General features: G+C 49.5%; 23 protein-coding genes (1 of these 23 cut by a window edge). 1 reads left to right on the forward strand and 22 read right to left on the reverse strand.

Features of this window, described 5'->3' with window-relative positions; genetic code table 11:
- Positions 1-519, reverse strand: the 5' portion of a protein-coding gene (locus ACR9FF_RS27480; RefSeq protein ID WP_435166965.1) for a KinB-signaling pathway activation protein. It extends 105 nt beyond the left edge of the window; 519 of the gene's 624 nt are visible here — the first part of the coding sequence; it begins with the start codon at positions 517-519; the stop codon falls past the left edge of the window.
- A 185-nt stretch (positions 520-704) separates the two neighbouring features.
- Here ACR9FF_RS27480 and gerD point away from each other — a divergent pair, with 185 nt between their 5' ends.
- Positions 705-1,415 (forward strand): spore germination lipoprotein GerD, encoded by a 711-nt coding sequence (gene gerD, locus ACR9FF_RS27485; RefSeq protein WP_435166967.1) that lies wholly within the window; start codon positions 705-707, stop codon positions 1,413-1,415.
- A 107-nt stretch (positions 1,416-1,522) separates the two neighbouring features.
- Here the strand turns inward: gerD and ACR9FF_RS27490 are convergent, their stop codons facing one another.
- The 21 genes from ACR9FF_RS27490 to rplF form a co-directional block, all read right to left on the reverse strand.
- Positions 1,523-2,617 (reverse strand): Mrp/NBP35 family ATP-binding protein, encoded by a 1,095-nt coding sequence (locus ACR9FF_RS27490; protein ID WP_201008881.1) that lies wholly within the window; start codon positions 2,615-2,617, stop codon positions 1,523-1,525.
- A gap of 97 nt (positions 2,618-2,714) precedes the next feature.
- A complete protein-coding gene (cwlD, locus tag ACR9FF_RS27495) occupies positions 2,715-3,494 on the reverse strand; it encodes an N-acetylmuramoyl-L-alanine amidase CwlD (protein WP_435172228.1) in 780 nt (259 codons plus the stop codon).
- A 207-nt stretch (positions 3,495-3,701) separates the two neighbouring features.
- Positions 3,702-4,397, reverse strand: a complete 696-nt coding sequence (locus ACR9FF_RS27500; RefSeq protein WP_127497523.1) for a phosphoadenylyl-sulfate reductase — start codon at positions 4,395-4,397, stop codon at positions 3,702-3,704.
- A 206-nt stretch (positions 4,398-4,603) separates the two neighbouring features.
- Complete coding sequence (gene rpsI, locus ACR9FF_RS27505; RefSeq protein WP_127497520.1) at positions 4,604-4,996, reverse strand: 30S ribosomal protein S9; 393 nt, start codon at positions 4,994-4,996, stop codon at positions 4,604-4,606.
- A gap of 18 nt (positions 4,997-5,014) precedes the next feature.
- A complete protein-coding gene (gene rplM, locus ACR9FF_RS27510; protein WP_127497518.1) occupies positions 5,015-5,452 on the reverse strand; it encodes a 50S ribosomal protein L13 in 438 nt (145 codons plus the stop codon).
- A gap of 201 nt (positions 5,453-5,653) precedes the next feature.
- Positions 5,654-6,394 (reverse strand): tRNA pseudouridine(38-40) synthase TruA, encoded by a 741-nt coding sequence (truA, locus tag ACR9FF_RS27515; RefSeq protein ID WP_127497516.1) that lies wholly within the window; start codon positions 6,392-6,394, stop codon positions 5,654-5,656.
- Between the two features lie 385 nt (positions 6,395-6,779).
- Positions 6,780-7,145 (reverse strand): 50S ribosomal protein L17, encoded by a 366-nt coding sequence (gene rplQ, locus ACR9FF_RS27520; protein ID WP_091190749.1) that lies wholly within the window; start codon positions 7,143-7,145, stop codon positions 6,780-6,782.
- A gap of 48 nt (positions 7,146-7,193) precedes the next feature.
- Positions 7,194-8,138, reverse strand: a complete 945-nt coding sequence (locus ACR9FF_RS27525; protein WP_015847197.1) for a DNA-directed RNA polymerase subunit alpha — start codon at positions 8,136-8,138, stop codon at positions 7,194-7,196.
- A 126-nt stretch (positions 8,139-8,264) separates the two neighbouring features.
- Positions 8,265-8,660 carry a 30S ribosomal protein S11 gene (rpsK, locus tag ACR9FF_RS27530; protein WP_015847198.1) on the reverse strand — a complete coding sequence of 132 codons (396 nt, stop codon included), beginning with the start codon at positions 8,658-8,660 and terminating at the stop codon, positions 8,265-8,267.
- A 20-nt stretch (positions 8,661-8,680) separates the two neighbouring features.
- Positions 8,681-9,049, reverse strand: a complete 369-nt coding sequence (gene rpsM, locus ACR9FF_RS27535) for a 30S ribosomal protein S13 (protein WP_015847199.1) — start codon at positions 9,047-9,049, stop codon at positions 8,681-8,683.
- 18 nt (positions 9,050-9,067) lie between these two features.
- A complete protein-coding gene (gene rpmJ / locus ACR9FF_RS27540) occupies positions 9,068-9,181 on the reverse strand; it encodes a 50S ribosomal protein L36 (protein ID WP_003333770.1) in 114 nt (37 codons plus the stop codon).
- A 45-nt stretch (positions 9,182-9,226) separates the two neighbouring features.
- Positions 9,227-9,442 carry a translation initiation factor IF-1 gene (gene infA, locus ACR9FF_RS27545; RefSeq protein WP_015847200.1) on the reverse strand — a complete coding sequence of 72 codons (216 nt, stop codon included), beginning with the start codon at positions 9,440-9,442 and terminating at the stop codon, positions 9,227-9,229.
- 2 nt (positions 9,443-9,444) lie between these two features.
- Positions 9,445-9,726, reverse strand: a complete 282-nt coding sequence (locus tag ACR9FF_RS27550; RefSeq protein ID WP_015847201.1) for a KOW domain-containing RNA-binding protein — start codon at positions 9,724-9,726, stop codon at positions 9,445-9,447.
- A gap of 6 nt (positions 9,727-9,732) precedes the next feature.
- Positions 9,733-10,491 (reverse strand): type I methionyl aminopeptidase, encoded by a 759-nt coding sequence (gene map / locus ACR9FF_RS27555; RefSeq protein ID WP_127497512.1) that lies wholly within the window; start codon positions 10,489-10,491, stop codon positions 9,733-9,735.
- Positions 10,491-11,141, reverse strand: coding sequence for an adenylate kinase (locus ACR9FF_RS27560; RefSeq protein WP_127497509.1), 651 nt, complete (start codon positions 11,139-11,141; stop codon positions 10,491-10,493). The genes map and ACR9FF_RS27560 overlap by 1 nt, the downstream gene beginning before the upstream one ends.
- Positions 11,142-11,230: 89 nt before the next feature.
- The gene (secY, locus tag ACR9FF_RS27565; protein ID WP_127497507.1) at positions 11,231-12,532 is read right to left on the reverse strand and encodes a preprotein translocase subunit SecY; all 1,302 of its coding nucleotides are present in this window, start codon (positions 12,530-12,532) and stop codon (positions 11,231-11,233) included.
- Entirely contained in the window at positions 12,533-12,973 is a 441-nt protein-coding gene (gene rplO / locus ACR9FF_RS27570) for a 50S ribosomal protein L15 (RefSeq protein WP_015847205.1), read from the reverse strand.
- A 44-nt stretch (positions 12,974-13,017) separates the two neighbouring features.
- Complete coding sequence (gene rpmD, locus ACR9FF_RS27575; RefSeq protein ID WP_015847206.1) at positions 13,018-13,197, reverse strand: 50S ribosomal protein L30; 180 nt, start codon at positions 13,195-13,197, stop codon at positions 13,018-13,020.
- A gap of 13 nt (positions 13,198-13,210) precedes the next feature.
- Positions 13,211-13,708, reverse strand: a complete 498-nt coding sequence (gene rpsE, locus ACR9FF_RS27580; RefSeq protein ID WP_015847207.1) for a 30S ribosomal protein S5 — start codon at positions 13,706-13,708, stop codon at positions 13,211-13,213.
- Positions 13,709-13,738: 30 nt separating this feature from the next.
- Positions 13,739-14,107: a 50S ribosomal protein L18 gene (rplR, locus tag ACR9FF_RS27585; protein ID WP_127497502.1), complete on the reverse strand. Its 369-nt coding sequence runs from the start codon at positions 14,105-14,107 to the stop codon at positions 13,739-13,741.
- 61 nt (positions 14,108-14,168) lie between these two features.
- Entirely contained in the window at positions 14,169-14,711 is a 543-nt protein-coding gene (gene rplF / locus ACR9FF_RS27590) for a 50S ribosomal protein L6 (protein WP_127497500.1), read from the reverse strand.
- Positions 14,712-14,719: the final 8 nt, after the last annotated feature.

Genomic DNA, 14,719 nt, shown 5'->3' on the forward strand with positions numbered 1-14,719 from the left:
AATCATAAAGACGATAGCCGAAATGTTGGTCTCCCCTTGCAGAGCCGGCCAAGCTTCCACGAAGGTAACGAAAAACATCAAAAACGCGGTTGGCACAAATGCGCTTGGTTTGGTTTGCTTGGCTTTGACATAGGCCACGGCCAGGGAGGAGATCAAAAGAACAAGCGGCAACACCCAGAAGAACCAGTTGTTGGTCCGCTGCTCATAAAGCATATAACCGAGGCCGAATACGGCAAACACCGTCGTATAGCCCTGGAGAGCGTTCCAGAGATAGCTTTTGCGGAAAATGCTTAATGCAATGTAATTCAAGGTCAGGTACGCAAAGAACCCCATTTGGCTGAATGCCCCTATCAATAAGCCGACCATCGCCATCATGAAGGCGTTGAATCCGGCAGCCTCAAGCCCCATAAATCCGAAGGACGGGTCCGTCCATTGCATGATCAATCCGCTGATGACTGAAACGACAGCCCCGACGGCCATGCAGGTCCAAAAAAGAAAAAACCATCTTTTCAAATTCATAATTCCGTTATCCTCCTTCACGTTCGGCGAGGACGGTGCCATTGTAAGCACTTTCCTGTGCCAACCATTATTTTACCACGTTCGTCATAAAAAGCTAACTACGAAGCCATGATAATCCCGTGAACTTTAACGCATACTACGTTTAAATACAGCAATGGTAATCATAGAAGGGAGATCGTGGGAGCATGCGCATGCGATTGGCTTTATTAACGGCGCTTTCCGCCCTAACATTTGTCTTAACAAGCTGCGGTGCGGAATCTTCAGGAGGCAACAACCAACAGATCAGCTACAAGGATATGAAGTCGATGGTTATCGACATACTGAAAACCGAAGATGCTCAAAAAGCTTTACAGGAGTCCGCCCAGCAAATGTCCGGCTATAACGGCAGCGGAACCAAGCTGTTGTCCGTTCAGGATCAGGAGCAGGTGCGCCTTGCCGTCAAAGACGTAATGGTATCTCCGGAATACGACAAGGTCATCCGGACTCTAATGACGGATACCCGTTTTGCCGGTGAATTCGCCAAGGCCGTAAACAAGCAGAACAAGGACATTCACAAAGAATTGATGAAGGACCCGACGTACCAGGAACAAATGATCAAAGCGTTCAAAACGCCCGAAATGGACAAAATGATTCTCGAAGTGCTGCAAAGCACGCAATATAAAAAGCAGGTTATGTCTCTGATGCAGGAATCGATGCAAAACCCTCTCTTCCGTCTGGAAGTTCTGGATCTGATGAAAAAAGCAGTACAGGAAGAGCTTAAACCAAAGCCGGATGAAAAGGTTGACAAGAAATCGCAAGATGGCGGAAGCGGTGGCGATGAAGGCTCCTCCGGGGATGAAAAACAAAGCGACGACGGCGGCAGCGGTGAAGGTGACGGCTCTGATTCTTCGACTTAACGATGAATGACAACGATGACATAGATAAAAAGCTATAGATGCGCGAAAAGCCCGTACCGGGTCGAGAGCTTATGCTCTCTTCCCAGTCCGGGCTTTCATTTTTGCCATTAACGGCCGCATTTTTGAATAACTTGTTCGGCAATATCCAGATAAAGCGCACCTGTCTCACTGTCGGCTTTATATACCGAGGGCGAGAAATCCGGCTCGGAAATGTGATTGTCCGGTTGTCCCAGCGGAATTTGGGCGAGCAGCTCCGCATGCAGGGATTCCGCAAGACGGGCGCCGCCGCCGCGTCCGAAAATATACTCCGGTTCGCCGCATTTGCTGCATTTGTAATAGGACATGTTCTCCACCACGCCAATAATCTCATGCTCCGTCTTGATGGCCATAGCGCCCGCCCGGGCTGCTACAAATGCCGCTGTCGCATGAGGCGTCGTTACGATAATCTCTTTGCTCTGCGGGATAATCTGATGGACGTCGAGCGCCACGTCGCCCGTGCCCGGAGGCAGGTCAAGCAGCAGGTAATCCAGCTCGCCCCATTCGATCTCGGCAAAGAAGTTGCGGAGCATCTTGCCCAGCATCGGTCCGCGCCATACGATCGGGCTGTTGTCTTCCACAAAGAAGCCCATCGACATGACTTTGACGCCATAGCGTTCGATCGGGATAACGCGCTCGTTCACGATCTCGGGACGCGTCTCGATGCCCATCATATCGGGCACGCTGAAGCCGTAAATATCCGCGTCGATGATGCCGACGCGCTTGCCTTTGCGGGCTAAGGCGACCGCGAGATTGACGGTCACCGTCGATTTGCCGACGCCGCCTTTGCCGCTGGCGACGGCGATGAATTGAGTGCCGCTGCCAGCGGCGAGCAGCGGGCTGTCGATTCCGGCCCCGTGCCCTTGTACGGGGCCCTTTGCCGCGGCCGGCTGGCCTTTGCCGCCGGCTTGTCCTTGCGGCGCGGCTGCTGCGCCCGTGCCGCTCTCCAGCGCGCGAAACCGGCAATGCACGGTTTCGGCGCCAGCCCGCGCCAGCGCAGCGCGCAGCGCGGTTTCCAGCGAGGGACGAATGTCCTCGCTGGCTGTCAGGACCGTCATCGATACTTGACGGTCCTTCACGACAACATCGCGGACAGAAACGGTGTCCGCGCTATATTGGGCCGTCACTGAACCGACGGCTTCCAGAGCTTGTTCACGTGTCAACATGAATGAGTCCCACCTTTATGTAGAAGAGTAGTTGTAGGTGTAAGCGTAGTAGTAGCTGCTTATTTAAAATGATTATAACATATTAAGCGGGACAAGGTTAATTCGCCGGTTCATCCTCCATGTCCGACGCGGCATCCGTCGCTGTGCCCGCACTCAGCTTTTCCCCCGACGAATATCGAAGAATTCCCTGATAGATCGAGGCGGCCACTTGTCGCTGGTAATTCGAATCGGCAAGACGCGCGGCTTCACCCGGATTGGACAGGAATCCGACTTCGACTAGCGCCGTTGGAATGTCGTCCAGCGCTTTAAGAAGGTATACGTTATTTTTGTCCTTCACCGCTACCCTGCTCGTATTTTCCAGATTACGGCGGATTTCGTTTTGTATAAACGTGGCAAGCACCTGGTTGTCCGGATGATTAGCTGGGTTAAAAAACGTTTGAGCTCCCGACCATTTAGCGGACGGAATGCTGTTCATATGAATGCTGACGACAAGGCTTGGCTTACTCTCCTTGATGTTGGCTACACGCTGCAGCAAATCCTCCGTCTTGCGCTTGGAATACCCCTTCGTATCCTGCCCTGCAAGATCGTAATCCCCTTCCCTGGTGAGCAGTACAATAGCTCCTGCCTGCTGCAGGTAATCCCTCAGGTACAGCGCAATCGCGAGGTTCAAGTCTTTTTCCACAACCCCCTCCTTGCTTACCGCACCGCCGTCAACGCCTCCGTGGCCCGCATCAATCGCAATTGTTTTCCCCGATAAAGGCAGCGTCCAATAACTCCAGGTCCGGGATACCGGCTCGCTCCCTTGGGTAAGCAATATCCAGGTCAATACAAGCGCTGCCATGCCACCCGCGATGCGGAGCGCTCCTTTATAGGTCATCCAGACGACCAAACGTTTTCGGCGCATAAATAAAACCACCTCGTTCCCCTACAAATGATCTCCTTATCATTTATATGGGACGAGGTGGTTGTTTATGATGGCCAAGCAGCAGTTAGACTTTACTTAGCCGCATTCATTTGAATTAGAGCGGGTTCTGTACCAGGGCTTCAATCAGAATCCTTGGCGGAGGGAAGGTGCTTAACGATCTTATTTATGCAGACCGCATTCGGTTTTCTCTTGACCGGACCAACGTCCCGCGCGAGGGTCTTCGCCAGGCATAACTTGGCGCGTGCAATACTCGCAGCCAATGCTTGGGTAGTTGTTGTCATGCAGTGGATTGTAAATTACATCGTTCTCACGGATGTAATTCCATACGTCTTCCGAAGTCCAACCGGCAATCGGATTGAATTTGATCAAACCGAATTTAGTATCATATTCAACCTTCTTCGCATTGGCGCGTGTTGGAGCCTGGTCGCGACGGATCCCTGTAATCCATGCTTCGTATTTAGACAGTACTCTCGTCAGCGGCTCAACCTTGCGGATATTGCAGCAAGCGTTAGCGTCGGATTTCCACAGCTCAGCGCCATGCCGCTCTGCTTGCTCTTCTGGCGTGATTAGCGGTTTAACTTCTACAAATGGAATACCTGGGTAACGCTCTACCATGCGGTCACGCGTCTCATACGTTTCTTTGAAGTGGAAGTCTGTATCCAGGTAGAAAATATCTGTTTTCGGGCTGATTTTTTGCAGCATGTCGACCAGTACAACGTCTTCCGCACCAAAGCTGCATGCAAACGTAATATTAGGGAAAGCTTCAACTGCGTAAGCCAAAATCTCTTGTGGCGTAGCATTTTCAAGCTCTTCGGCTTTTTGTTTAACCAACGCTTCTTTTTCGAACAGGTTCATGGTTATGCCCTCCATTTGTAATTCCAAGTAAATTCATATGCTATTAGTTAAAGTATACGTTCTAATACGCAAATGATCAATAATAGTTTTAACCAAAATGAAATAAAGTTTTGCCTATTGCCTATGGGTCTGGATGAACATGCACTCTTTTGCAAAAACAAAAAAAACACCTTCTCTGCAAGCAGAGAAGGTGTTTGGTTTCGATATTAACGTTTCGAGAACTGTGGCGCGCGACGAGCCGCTTTAAGACCGTATTTTTTACGTTCTTTCATACGTGGGTCACGAGTCAGGAAGCCAGCACGTTTCAGAGCTGGACGGAACTCAGGGTCTGCTTTAAGCAGAGCACGGGAGATACCGTGGCGGATAGCGCCAGCTTGACCAGCCATACCGCCGCCGTTAGCGATAACGATAACGTCGTAGTTATTCAAAGTTTCAGTCAGAACCAATGGCTGCTTAACGATCAGCTTTAATGTTTCCAGACCAAAGTATTCGTTCAGGTCGCGTTTGTTAACAATGATTCGTCCTTCACCCGGCACCAGACGTACACGTGCAACAGAGTGTTTACGACGACCGGTTCCATAGTATTGTACTTGTGCCATGAAACTGTCCTCCCCTTATTAGCCGCGAAGTTCGTAAACTTCTGGATTTTGTGCTTGATGCGGATGCTCCGAACCAGCGTATGCTTTAAGTCTAAGCTTCATTGCGTTACCTTGGCGAGTTTTTGGCAACATGCCGTGAACAGCCAATTCGATAGCGCGGTCAGCTTTTTTAGCGATCATTTCGTGAGCTGGCGTTACTTTCAAACCGCCAGAGTAGCCCGAGTGACGATAGTACATTTTGTTTTGCATTTTCTTGCCAGTCAGAACGATTTTTTCAGCGTTGATTACGATAACGAAGTCACCAGTATCAACGTGAGGAGTAAATTGCGGTTTGTGCTTGCCGCGGATCAGGCTAGCAGCTTCAGTAGCCAGACGGCCAAGCGTTTTGCCAGCAGCATCGATGATGTGCCATTTACGCTCAACTTCATTAGGCTTAGCCATATACGTAGTACGCATGGATGATCCTCCTTATTTCCATTACAGTTAAAGTTTTATTAAACAACGTTTCACGTTTTTACAGTTAGTTGAATCAGGTGTTGCATGCCAAGTTTGTGTCAGTCTTAGTCGGGGCTGTGGGATAGCCACTAAGAAAGCACAAGTTATATTCTACTATAAATAATGGCCTAAATCAAGAAGTTATTAATTGTTAATTCGCTTTTATTCCGGGTATTCAACCTTCATCAGCATCAGACCGTGAGGCATCGCTGTAGGGCCGGCAAGAGACCGCTTGCGGCCTTCCAATATGCGCGCCATATCTTCCGGCTTCAGCTTGCCGTGGCCGACTTGAAGCAGCGTGCCCATCACGATTCTGATCATGTTATAGAGAAATCCGTTACCTGTCATATACATATGGAGCATTTGCCCTTCACGCTCGAGATAAGCCTCGTAGATAGTCCGAACATGATGCGGCTTAGTCGAATGTATGGACGTAAATGAAGTAAAGTCATGTTCCCCCACAAGGAAGCTAAGTCCCTTCTGCATGGCTTCAACATTAAGCGGTGTAGGATGATGAAACGCATAACGGCGATAGAACACATCCGGAAACTTCCCCATGTCAATCGTGTAGCGATACGTCTTCCGCTTCGCAGAACGCCGGGAGTGAAAAGCTTCCGGCACTTCATGCGCTTCGAGAATGACGATATCCTTCGGCAGGCGCGTATTCAGGGCAATAGCCCAACGCTCTGCCGGAATCGTGGATTCCGTCAGAAAGTTGAACACTTGTCCCGTGGCATGCACGCCTGCGTCCGTTCTGCCCGATCCGAGAATAATAATATCCTCGCCGGTCAGCTTCTTGATTGCCAGTTCGATTTCCTGCTGGATGGTCCGACCGTACGGCTGAGACTGAAACCCGTTAAAGTCCGTCCCGTCGTAGCTTACCGTCGCTGCTATGTTCCTCATCCTTCATCACTTCCCCATCTGTTAACAACACACGTAATTAACATTCAATCCCCTTAATTCAAAAGGGTGGACCCTTTTCGGCCTCTCTTTTTTCTTGCTTGTTTGAAAAGGTTTGCTATCGGGGTAGTCGTGTGCGGAATGAAAGGTTTTGTCCGGAGAAGCGTAGCGTTCGCCTTTGTTCACAGATTTCAACCGCTTAAGCGTATTGTAATGAAGAAATCTGTGAACAACAGCGATCGGAGGACAAACCTTTCATGCAGCACACTCGACACCCCCATAGCCCTTTTCACTACAGGCAATAAAAAAAGGTGGCCTCAAGGGTCCACCCTTTCTCACCGCGAAACGTAGCTCAACCGCTTAGAGCGGCGAGCTGATTACGCTTGTGTTACGCACGGTCAACCAGTTCCAGGTACACCATAGGCGCAGCGTCGCCACGGCGAGGTCCCAGTTTCAAAATCCGTGTGTATCCGCCCGCACGTTCCGAGTAACGGGTGGCCAGCTCGGAGAACAGCTTTTGGATTGCATCTTGCTCTCCATCAACAGTTTCACGACGAACGTATGCAGCTACTTGACGACGAGCGTGCAAGTCACCTTTTTTCGCTTTCGTGATCAGCTTTTCAGCGATAGAACGAACCTCTTTCGCTTTAGCTTCTGTTGTTTGAATGCGCTCATACAGGAACAGGTCAGTAACGAGGTCACGGAACAATGCTTTCCGCGCGCTAGCGTCACGGCCCAATTTTTGATATGCCATTTTGTTTTCCCCTCCCTTGCCTATAGTCTGTTCTAGATGTTCAAGCTTCTACTCTTCCATGCGCAGGCCAAGACCCAGCTCTTCCAGCTTCTCTTGAACTTCCTCGAGGGATTTACGGCCCAGGTTACGAACCTTCATCATATCCTCTTCGGATTTCGTGATCAGCTCTTGAACCGTGTTAATGCCTGCACGTTTCAAGCAGTTGTAGGAACGAACAGACAGATCCAGTTCTTCGATTGTCATCTCCAGAACTTTCTCTTTCTTGTCCTCTTCCTTCTCGACCATGATTTCCGCGTCTTTGGCTTCATCGGTCAATCCGACGAACAGGTCCAAATGCTCTGTCAAAATTTTAGCGCCAAGGCTTACAGCCTCTTCCGGTCTAATACTGCCGTCAGTCCATACTTCAAGCGTAAGCTTGTCGTAGTTGGTTACTTGACCAACGCGGGTATTTTCAACGCTGTAATTGACACGGGTAATTGGCGTGTAAATCGAATCAACGGGAATAACCCCAATCGGTTGATCGTCCCGTTTGTTACGGTCCGCTTGGACGTAACCACGTCCGCGATTGGCAAAAATTCGCAAATGGAGCCGCGCGCCGGAGGCCAAGGTTGCGATGTGAAGATCAGGGTTCAAAATCTCGACATCGCTGTCAGCTCGAATGTCCCCTGCCGTAACGATTCCTTCGCCTTCAGCGTCGATTTCCAACACCTTTTCTTCATCGGAGTGGATTTTCAACGAGAGGCCTTTCAAGTTCAGAATGATCTCAGTTACGTCCTCGATCACCCCAGGAACCGTAGAGAACTCGTGAAGCACTCCGTCGATCTGAACAGATGTTACTGCCGCACCTGGCAGCGATGACAACAAAATTCGGCGAAGCGAATTTCCAAGCGTCGTGCCATATCCACGCTCGAGCGGTTCTACTACGAAACGCCCGTATGTTCCATCCTCATTCAAATCTACGGTCTCGATTTTCGGCTTTTCGATCTCAATCACTAATAGTACCCTCCTTCAAACGTCGCTCCGTTACCATTCGTATTGTTTAGTCAAACCTCGTAGTATGCCAAACCTTCACAACCATTATTCACAAGTTGTTGTTATTTGATACCACAGCGGATCCAACTATACGCGACGACGTTTCGGCGGACGGCATCCGTTGTGAGGAACTGGCGTTACGTCTTTAATCAGGTTAACTTCCAGACCAGCTGCTTGAAGCGAACGAATCGCTGCTTCGCGGCCTGCGCCAGGACCTTTAACCATAACCTCAACAGCTTTCATGCCATGCTCCATCGCTGCTTTAGCTGCTGCTTCAGCTGCCATTTGCGCTGCGAAAGGCGTGGATTTACGCGAACCCTTGAAGCCCAGGTTACCGGAGCTTGCCCAAGAGATTGCGTTGCCATGAGGGTCAGTGATCGTTACGATCGTGTTATTGAATGTCGAACGGATGTGTGCTACGCCCGACTCAATATTTTTCCGGTCACGACGTTTTGTACGAACGACTTTTTTAGGTTTAGCCATTGCCCTATTTCACCCCTTTATTATTTCTTCTTGTTAGCTACAGTCCGACGTGGACCTTTACGCGTACGCGCATTTGTTTTCGTACGTTGACCGCGAACAGGCAAGCCACGACGATGACGAACGCCACGGTAGCAGCCGATCTCAATCAGACGTTTAATGTTAAGCGAAATCTCACGACGAAGGTCGCCTTCCACTTTAACGGATTTGTCAATTGCTTCGCGCAATTTAGCAAGTTCGTCTTCTGTCAGATCGCGAACGCGAGTATCAGGGTTCACGCCAGTAGAAGCCAGAATCTTTTGCGAAGTTGTTTTGCCAATACCGAAAATGTACGTCAGGGCGATTTCAACGCGTTTATCACGCGGAATATCTACACCAGCAATACGTGCCATAAGCCATTGTCCCTCCTTTTATCCTTGTTTTTGTTTGTGTTTCGGATTTTCACAAATTACCATAACGTTGCCTTTGCGACGAATGACTTTGCATTTTTCGCAAATCGGCTTTACCGAAGGTCTAACCTTCATTGTGAATTACCTCCCGAATCCTTCGAGAGCAAACCGCGAGGCGGCCTACTTCCGATAGGTGATGCGCCCTCTTGATAAATCATAAGGCGATAACTGTATAACCACTTTGTCCCCAGTCAGAATACGAATGAAGTGCATTCTGAGCTTACCGGAAACATGTGCGAGAATTTGATGACCGTTCTCCAGCTCCACCTTGAACATGGCATTCGGCAGCGGTTCGATTACCGTACCTTCGACCTCAATGACGTCTTCCTTAGCCACCGTCATTCTCCTTTCGCATGTGCGTACTTCTGAATCACATAACGTAACTTGGCATTGGTCACCCTGCCCGTTTCAAGCAAGCTGCTTGTAACTTCGCTGCTTATAGCGGGTTGTAACTCGAGATGCAGAACGTTCTTTTTCTTCGGTTGATCAAACCTGCGCTTATCGCCATCGACGATCAGTACGAAGCGTTCGTCAACAATTTCAATAATAACAGCATAGCTGTTCTCATCTTTGCCCCGAAGCACCTTAACGATTTGACCGATTTGCGGTTGCTTATCCATAACAGATTACACCGACTTCGGTAGTTTCGTCAAAATTTCGAATCCGTCCTCCGTTACGGCAACCGTGTGCTCGAAGTGAGCGCACCAAGAGCCGTCTTCCGTTACGACCGTCCAATTGTCTTCAAGCGTGCGAACGTAACGTTCGCCGATGTTGACCATAGGTTCGATGCAAAGCACCATTCCTGGCTTAAGACGCGGCCCGCGATCCGGAATGCCGTAATTCGGAATTTGCGGTTCCTCATGGAGGTCCTTGCCAATACCGTGTCCGACAAATTCCCGTACAATCGAAAAGCCCGCCGCTTCGGCAACCTGTTGAACCGCATGCGATATTGTAAATAAACGAACATCTGGGCGGACCAGATTAATCCCTGCGTACAGAGACTCTTCCGTCACCTCAAGCAACCGCTTGACTTCATCCGATACGTTGCCGACCGGATAAGTCCAGGCCGAGTCGCCGTGATAGCCTTTGTATTGCGCTCCAATGTCGATGCTTATAATATCGCCTTCGTTCAACTTACGAGGTCCGGGAAAACCGTGTACCAGCTCGTCATTTACAGAAGCGCAAATGCTGGCAGGAAAACCATTGTAACCTTTGAAGGATGGCTCAGCGCCTTGGCTGCGGATGTACGCCTCGGCCAGCTGATCGAGCTCCTGGGTCGTAACCCCGGGCTTTACCGCTTCAGCCATAATCCGATGCGTTTCCGCTACAATGCGGCCGGCTTCCCTCATATATCGCAGCTCCGAATCGGATTTGCAAATGATCATTACAATGAACCTCGCAAGCAGGAAACAATCTCGGCCGTAACCGTATCGATTTCCTTCTCGCCGTCGACTTCGCGAAGTAGACCTTTACCGTTGTAGTAGTCAAGAAGCGGCGCGGTTTTCGAGATATACTCGTCAAGACGCGTTCCGACTTTCTCTTCCGTGTCATCCGACCGTTGGTACAATTCGCCGCCGCATTTGTCGCAGACGCCTTCTTGTTTCGGTGGGTTGAACATTACATGGTATGTCGAGCCGCAGGCTTTACAAATGCGTCTGCCAGTCAGACGGGCAAGCAGCAAGCCGCGGTCAACTTTCAAATTAACAACATGGTCAATGCTGAGGTTCAATTCGGCAAGCATAACATCAAGCGCTTCGGCTTGCTGCAGCGTACGCGGAAAACCGTCAAGCAAGAAACCTTTATTGCAATCGTCTTGAGCAAGACGTTCTTTGACAATACCGTTCGTGATCTCATCGGGAACGAGTTTGCCTTGATCGACATACTCTTTCGCTTTAAGACCGAGCGGAGTCCCCTGTTTCATCGCAAGACGGAATGCATCGCCTGTCGAGATGTGCGGAATACCGAACTCTCCAACGATACGTTCTGCCTGCGTACCTTTACCGGCCCCCGGAGGACCCATGAATAAAATGTTCATTCATTCTTCCTCGCTTTAAGCACAATAGGCTCGTGCGGGTTCCGTCCATCGCGCCTGCGACGTTACGGAATCCCGGTCGGAACCTATTGTTATTTATTGATAAACCCTTTGTAATGGCGTTTTATCAACTGGCTCTCGATTTGCTTCATCGTATCAAGCGCAACACCGATAACGATAAGAAGCGAGGTACCGCCAAGTCTTACCGAAGCAGGCAATCCGGCGATTTCGCCGAATACCACTGGCAACAAGGAGATAACGGCCAGGAAAATCGCACCCGTCAGCGTAATCCGCGACAATACGCGAGTCAAATAAGAGGATGTTGGTTTACCAGGACGAATGCCCGGGATGTAACCGCCATTCTTCTTCATCTGATCCGCCATTTGAACCGGATTGATCTGTACGAATGTATAGAAGAACGTGAACCCGATAATCAGCAGAACATACAGTACCATGCCAAGCGGCTGCGTGTACGTCAGGTTATGCATGATCCAATCTGCCCAAGCGGCACCAGACCAGAACTGAGCGATTGTTGCCGGGAACATCAATAACGAGATTGCGAAAATGACCGGAATAACACCTGCGCCGTTCACTTTCATTGGTATGTGAGTCGATTGACCGCCATACATCTTCCGACCAACTACGCGTTTAGCGTATTGAACCGGAATCTTACGGATACCTTGTTGTACGAAGATTACCCCTACAATAATCAGTACAATCGCCACTGCGATCAGAACAACTTTGCCAATGCTCCAGAACAGATTGCCATCTTGCGACGCAAACTCTGTCGAGTAGATCGTACGAATATGTTGCGGAATGCTTGCTGCGATGGCGGCAAAGATCAGAATCGAGATACCGTTACCGATACCGCGCTCCGTAATTTGTTCGCCAAGCCACATCAGGAATGATACGCCCGCTGTCAGAACGAGAGCGATGAGCAAGTAGTCGACAAATGTCGCATTTGGAACCATCTTATAGCTGTATTGACGATTGAAGCCGATTGCTGTTGCAAAACCTTGCAATAAACCAAGGATTACCGTGCCGTAACGTGTAATCTGCGCGAGCTTTTTCTTCCCGTTCTCGCCTTCCTTTGCCCATTCCGCGAATTTAGGGATAACGTCCATCGATAACAGCTGTACGATGATCGAAGCCGTAATGTATGGAGCGATACCAATCGCGAAAATGGAGAAGTGGTACAACGCACCGCCGGAGAACGTGTTAAGCAAACCGAACAGATTTACACCGGATTGGTCAACCTGTTTGAATACATCTTTGTCAACGCCTGGCGCCGGAATAAAAGCTCCGATGCGATAAACAAGCAGTATGAAAAGGGTGAAAAGGATCCGCTTGCGCAAATCCGCCACTTTCCAAATGTTGGACACGGTGTTAAACAATTAGATCACCTCGGTTTTACCGCCGGCAGCCTGGATTTTCTCTACCGCAGATTGAGAGAACTTGTTTGCCTTTACAGTCAATTGAACCTTAACTTCGCCATTACCCAAGATCTTAATGCCCGCCAAAGGATTTTTGATGATCCCTTGCTCAAGAAGAACTTCTGGAGTAACTTCGGAACCTGCTGCAAATTTGTTCAGCTCTTCAATGTTAACGATAGCGTACTCAGTGCGGAAACGGTTATTGAAACCGCGTTTCGGCAAACGACGGTACAATGGGTTTTGGCCACCCTCGAAACCAGGGCGTACACCGCCGCCGGAACGAGCGTTTTGACCTTTATGACCCTTACCAGAAGTTTTACCGTTACCGGAGCCAATACCGCGACCTTTGCGCTTTGCCACTTGCGTGGAGCCTGGTGCTGGTGCGAGTTCATGCAATTTCATCGTTCTTGCACCTCCTTATTTATTTCTTATAGCAAGCAAGTTGCTTAAACTTCTTCTACTTTGATCAAGTGGCTTACAGCATTAATCATGCCGCGAACAGCCGGGCTGTCGTTCAAAACAACGGATTGGTGAATTTTCTTCAGACCGAAGGATTCAACAGTCGCGCGTTGTTTTTCGTTACGGCCGATCACACTGCGAACGAGGGTGATTTGCAATTTTGCCATCCTATTCCCCTCCTTAACCTAACAGCTCTTCGACAGTTTTTCCACGAAGCTTCGCAACATCTTCCGCGCGCTTCAGGCGGGAAAGACCTTCAAGCGTTGCGTTAACCATGTTCATGGAGTTCGAAGAACCAAGCGATTTCGTCAGGATATCGCCTACACCAGCCAGTTCGAGTACTGCACGAACAGGACCGCCGGCGATAACACCTGTACCTTTGGATGCCGGTTTCAGGAGAACTTCACCTGCACCGAAATGTCCAACTACAAGATGGGGAATTGTTGTTCCTACGAGTGGAACGTGGATCAGGTTTTTCTTAGCGTCTTCGATACCTTTGCGAATCGCATCAGGTACTTCGCCCGCTTTACCGATCCCTGCGCCTACGTAGCCTTTGCCGTCGCCGACAACTACGAGCGCACTAAAGCTGAAACGACGTCCGCCTTTAACAACTTTAGCAACGCGGTTGATGTGGACAACTTTTTCAGTCAGTTCTAACGTATTTGGATCTACACGCAAGTCGATTAACCTCCTTATAAGTAAATTCGACTAGAATTCCAGACCAGCTTCGCGTGCTGCTTCAGCAAGCGCCTGAATTCTGCCATGATACAAGTAACCACCACGGTCAAATACGATTTGGGATACCCCTTTCGCTTGAGCGCGTTTTGCGATCAATTCGCCAACTTTGCGAGCTGCTTCAACGCTGCCGCCGTTGCCGATTGCTTCTGCCAGTTCTTTATCCACTGTGGATGCGGATGCAAGCGTTACGCCTTGTACGTCATCGATCAATTGAGCATAGATATGCTTCGCCGAACGGAATACCGAGAGACGTGGACGAGCTACCGTTCCGTTGATTTTTTTACGAACACGCAAGTGTCTTTTCAGACGAGCCTTGTTTTTATCGCCTTTCGTAATCATTCAAGGTTCACTCCTTTCCTTCTGCCTTATACCGCTATTTTAAGCAGCCCAATCAGACTGCTTATTTCTTCTTACCAGCTTTACCTTCTTTGCGGATGATGCGTTCGCCTTCGTACTTGATACCTTTACCTTTGTAAGGCTCTGGTTCGCGTACGGAACGGATTTGAGCAGCAACAGCGCCTACGCGCTCTTTGTCGATACCGCGAACAGTGATTTTCGTGTTCGCTGGAACTTCGAACTCAATACCGGCTTCAGGTGCAATCTCCACTGGGTGGGAATAACCAACGTTAAGAACGATCTTATCGCCAGTTTTGTTCGCACGGTAACCTACGCCTACCAGCTCCAAGTTTTTCGAGAAGCCTTCAGTAACGCCGCTCACCATGTTAGCGATGACGCTGCGAGTAGTTCCGTGCAAAGAACGATGCAATTTATTATCGGAAGGACGTTCGATTACGATCTCGTTCTCCGCAACGTTCACTTTCATATCCTTGTGAATTTCACGGGAAAGGGATCCTTTCGGTCCTTTTACAGTAATAACCGAGTTGTCCAGGCTGATACTTACGCCAGCTGGTACTGTGATCGGTTTGCGACCAATACGGGACATTGTTACAC

Origin of the sequence: Paenibacillus glycanilyticus (assembly GCF_051200795.1) — a bacterium.
In the GTDB taxonomy this organism is placed as follows: Bacteria; Bacillota; Bacilli; order Paenibacillales; family Paenibacillaceae; genus Pristimantibacillus; species Pristimantibacillus glycanilyticus.

What these genes read in the sequence shown, in the direction of transcription:
- map (WP_127497512.1), bottom strand. Translation starts at nt 10,491, where the DNA reads ATGATCATTTGCAAATCCGATTCGGAGCTGCGATATATGAGGGAAGCC.
- ACR9FF_RS27550 (WP_015847201.1), bottom strand. Translation starts at nt 9,726, where the DNA reads ATGGATAAGCAACCGCAAATCGGTCAAATCGTTAAGGTGCTTCGGGGC.
- rpmD (WP_015847206.1), bottom strand. Translation starts at nt 13,197, where the DNA reads ATGGCAAAATTGCAAATCACCCTCGTTCGCAGTGTGATCGGCCGTAAC.
- rpsK (WP_015847198.1), bottom strand. Translation starts at nt 8,660, where the DNA reads ATGGCTAAACCTAAAAAAGTCGTTCGTACAAAACGTCGTGACCGGAAA.
- rpsM (WP_015847199.1), bottom strand. Translation starts at nt 9,049, where the DNA reads ATGGCACGTATTGCTGGTGTAGATATTCCGCGTGATAAACGCGTTGAA.
- rpsI (WP_127497520.1), bottom strand. Translation starts at nt 4,996, where the DNA reads ATGGCACAAGTACAATACTATGGAACCGGTCGTCGTAAACACTCTGTT.
- rplM (WP_127497518.1), bottom strand. Translation starts at nt 5,452, where the DNA reads ATGCGTACTACGTATATGGCTAAGCCTAATGAAGTTGAGCGTAAATGG.
- cwlD (WP_435172228.1), bottom strand. Translation starts at nt 3,494, where the DNA reads ATGACCTATAAAGGAGCGCTCCGCATCGCGGGTGGCATGGCAGCGCTT.
- gerD (WP_435166967.1), top strand. Translation starts at nt 705, where the DNA reads ATGCGCATGCGATTGGCTTTATTAACGGCGCTTTCCGCCCTAACATTT.
- rplO (WP_015847205.1), bottom strand. Translation starts at nt 12,973, where the DNA reads ATGAAATTGCATGAACTCGCACCAGCACCAGGCTCCACGCAAGTGGCA.
- truA (WP_127497516.1), bottom strand. Translation starts at nt 6,394, where the DNA reads ATGAGGAACATAGCAGCGACGGTAAGCTACGACGGGACGGACTTTAAC.
- rplR (WP_127497502.1), bottom strand. Translation starts at nt 14,107, where the DNA reads ATGATTACGAAAGGCGATAAAAACAAGGCTCGTCTGAAAAGACACTTG.
- ACR9FF_RS27490 (WP_201008881.1), bottom strand. Translation starts at nt 2,617, where the DNA reads ATGTTGACACGTGAACAAGCTCTGGAAGCCGTCGGTTCAGTGACGGCC.
- rplF (WP_127497500.1), bottom strand. Translation starts at nt 14,711, where the DNA reads ATGTCCCGTATTGGTCGCAAACCGATCACAGTACCAGCTGGCGTAAGT.
- rplQ (WP_091190749.1), bottom strand. Translation starts at nt 7,145, where the DNA reads ATGGCATATCAAAAATTGGGCCGTGACGCTAGCGCGCGGAAAGCATTG.
- rpmJ (WP_003333770.1), bottom strand. Translation starts at nt 9,181, where the DNA reads ATGAAGGTTAGACCTTCGGTAAAGCCGATTTGCGAAAAATGCAAAGTC.
- ACR9FF_RS27560 (WP_127497509.1), bottom strand. Translation starts at nt 11,141, where the DNA reads ATGAACATTTTATTCATGGGTCCTCCGGGGGCCGGTAAAGGTACGCAG.
- ACR9FF_RS27500 (WP_127497523.1), bottom strand. Translation starts at nt 4,397, where the DNA reads ATGAACCTGTTCGAAAAAGAAGCGTTGGTTAAACAAAAAGCCGAAGAG.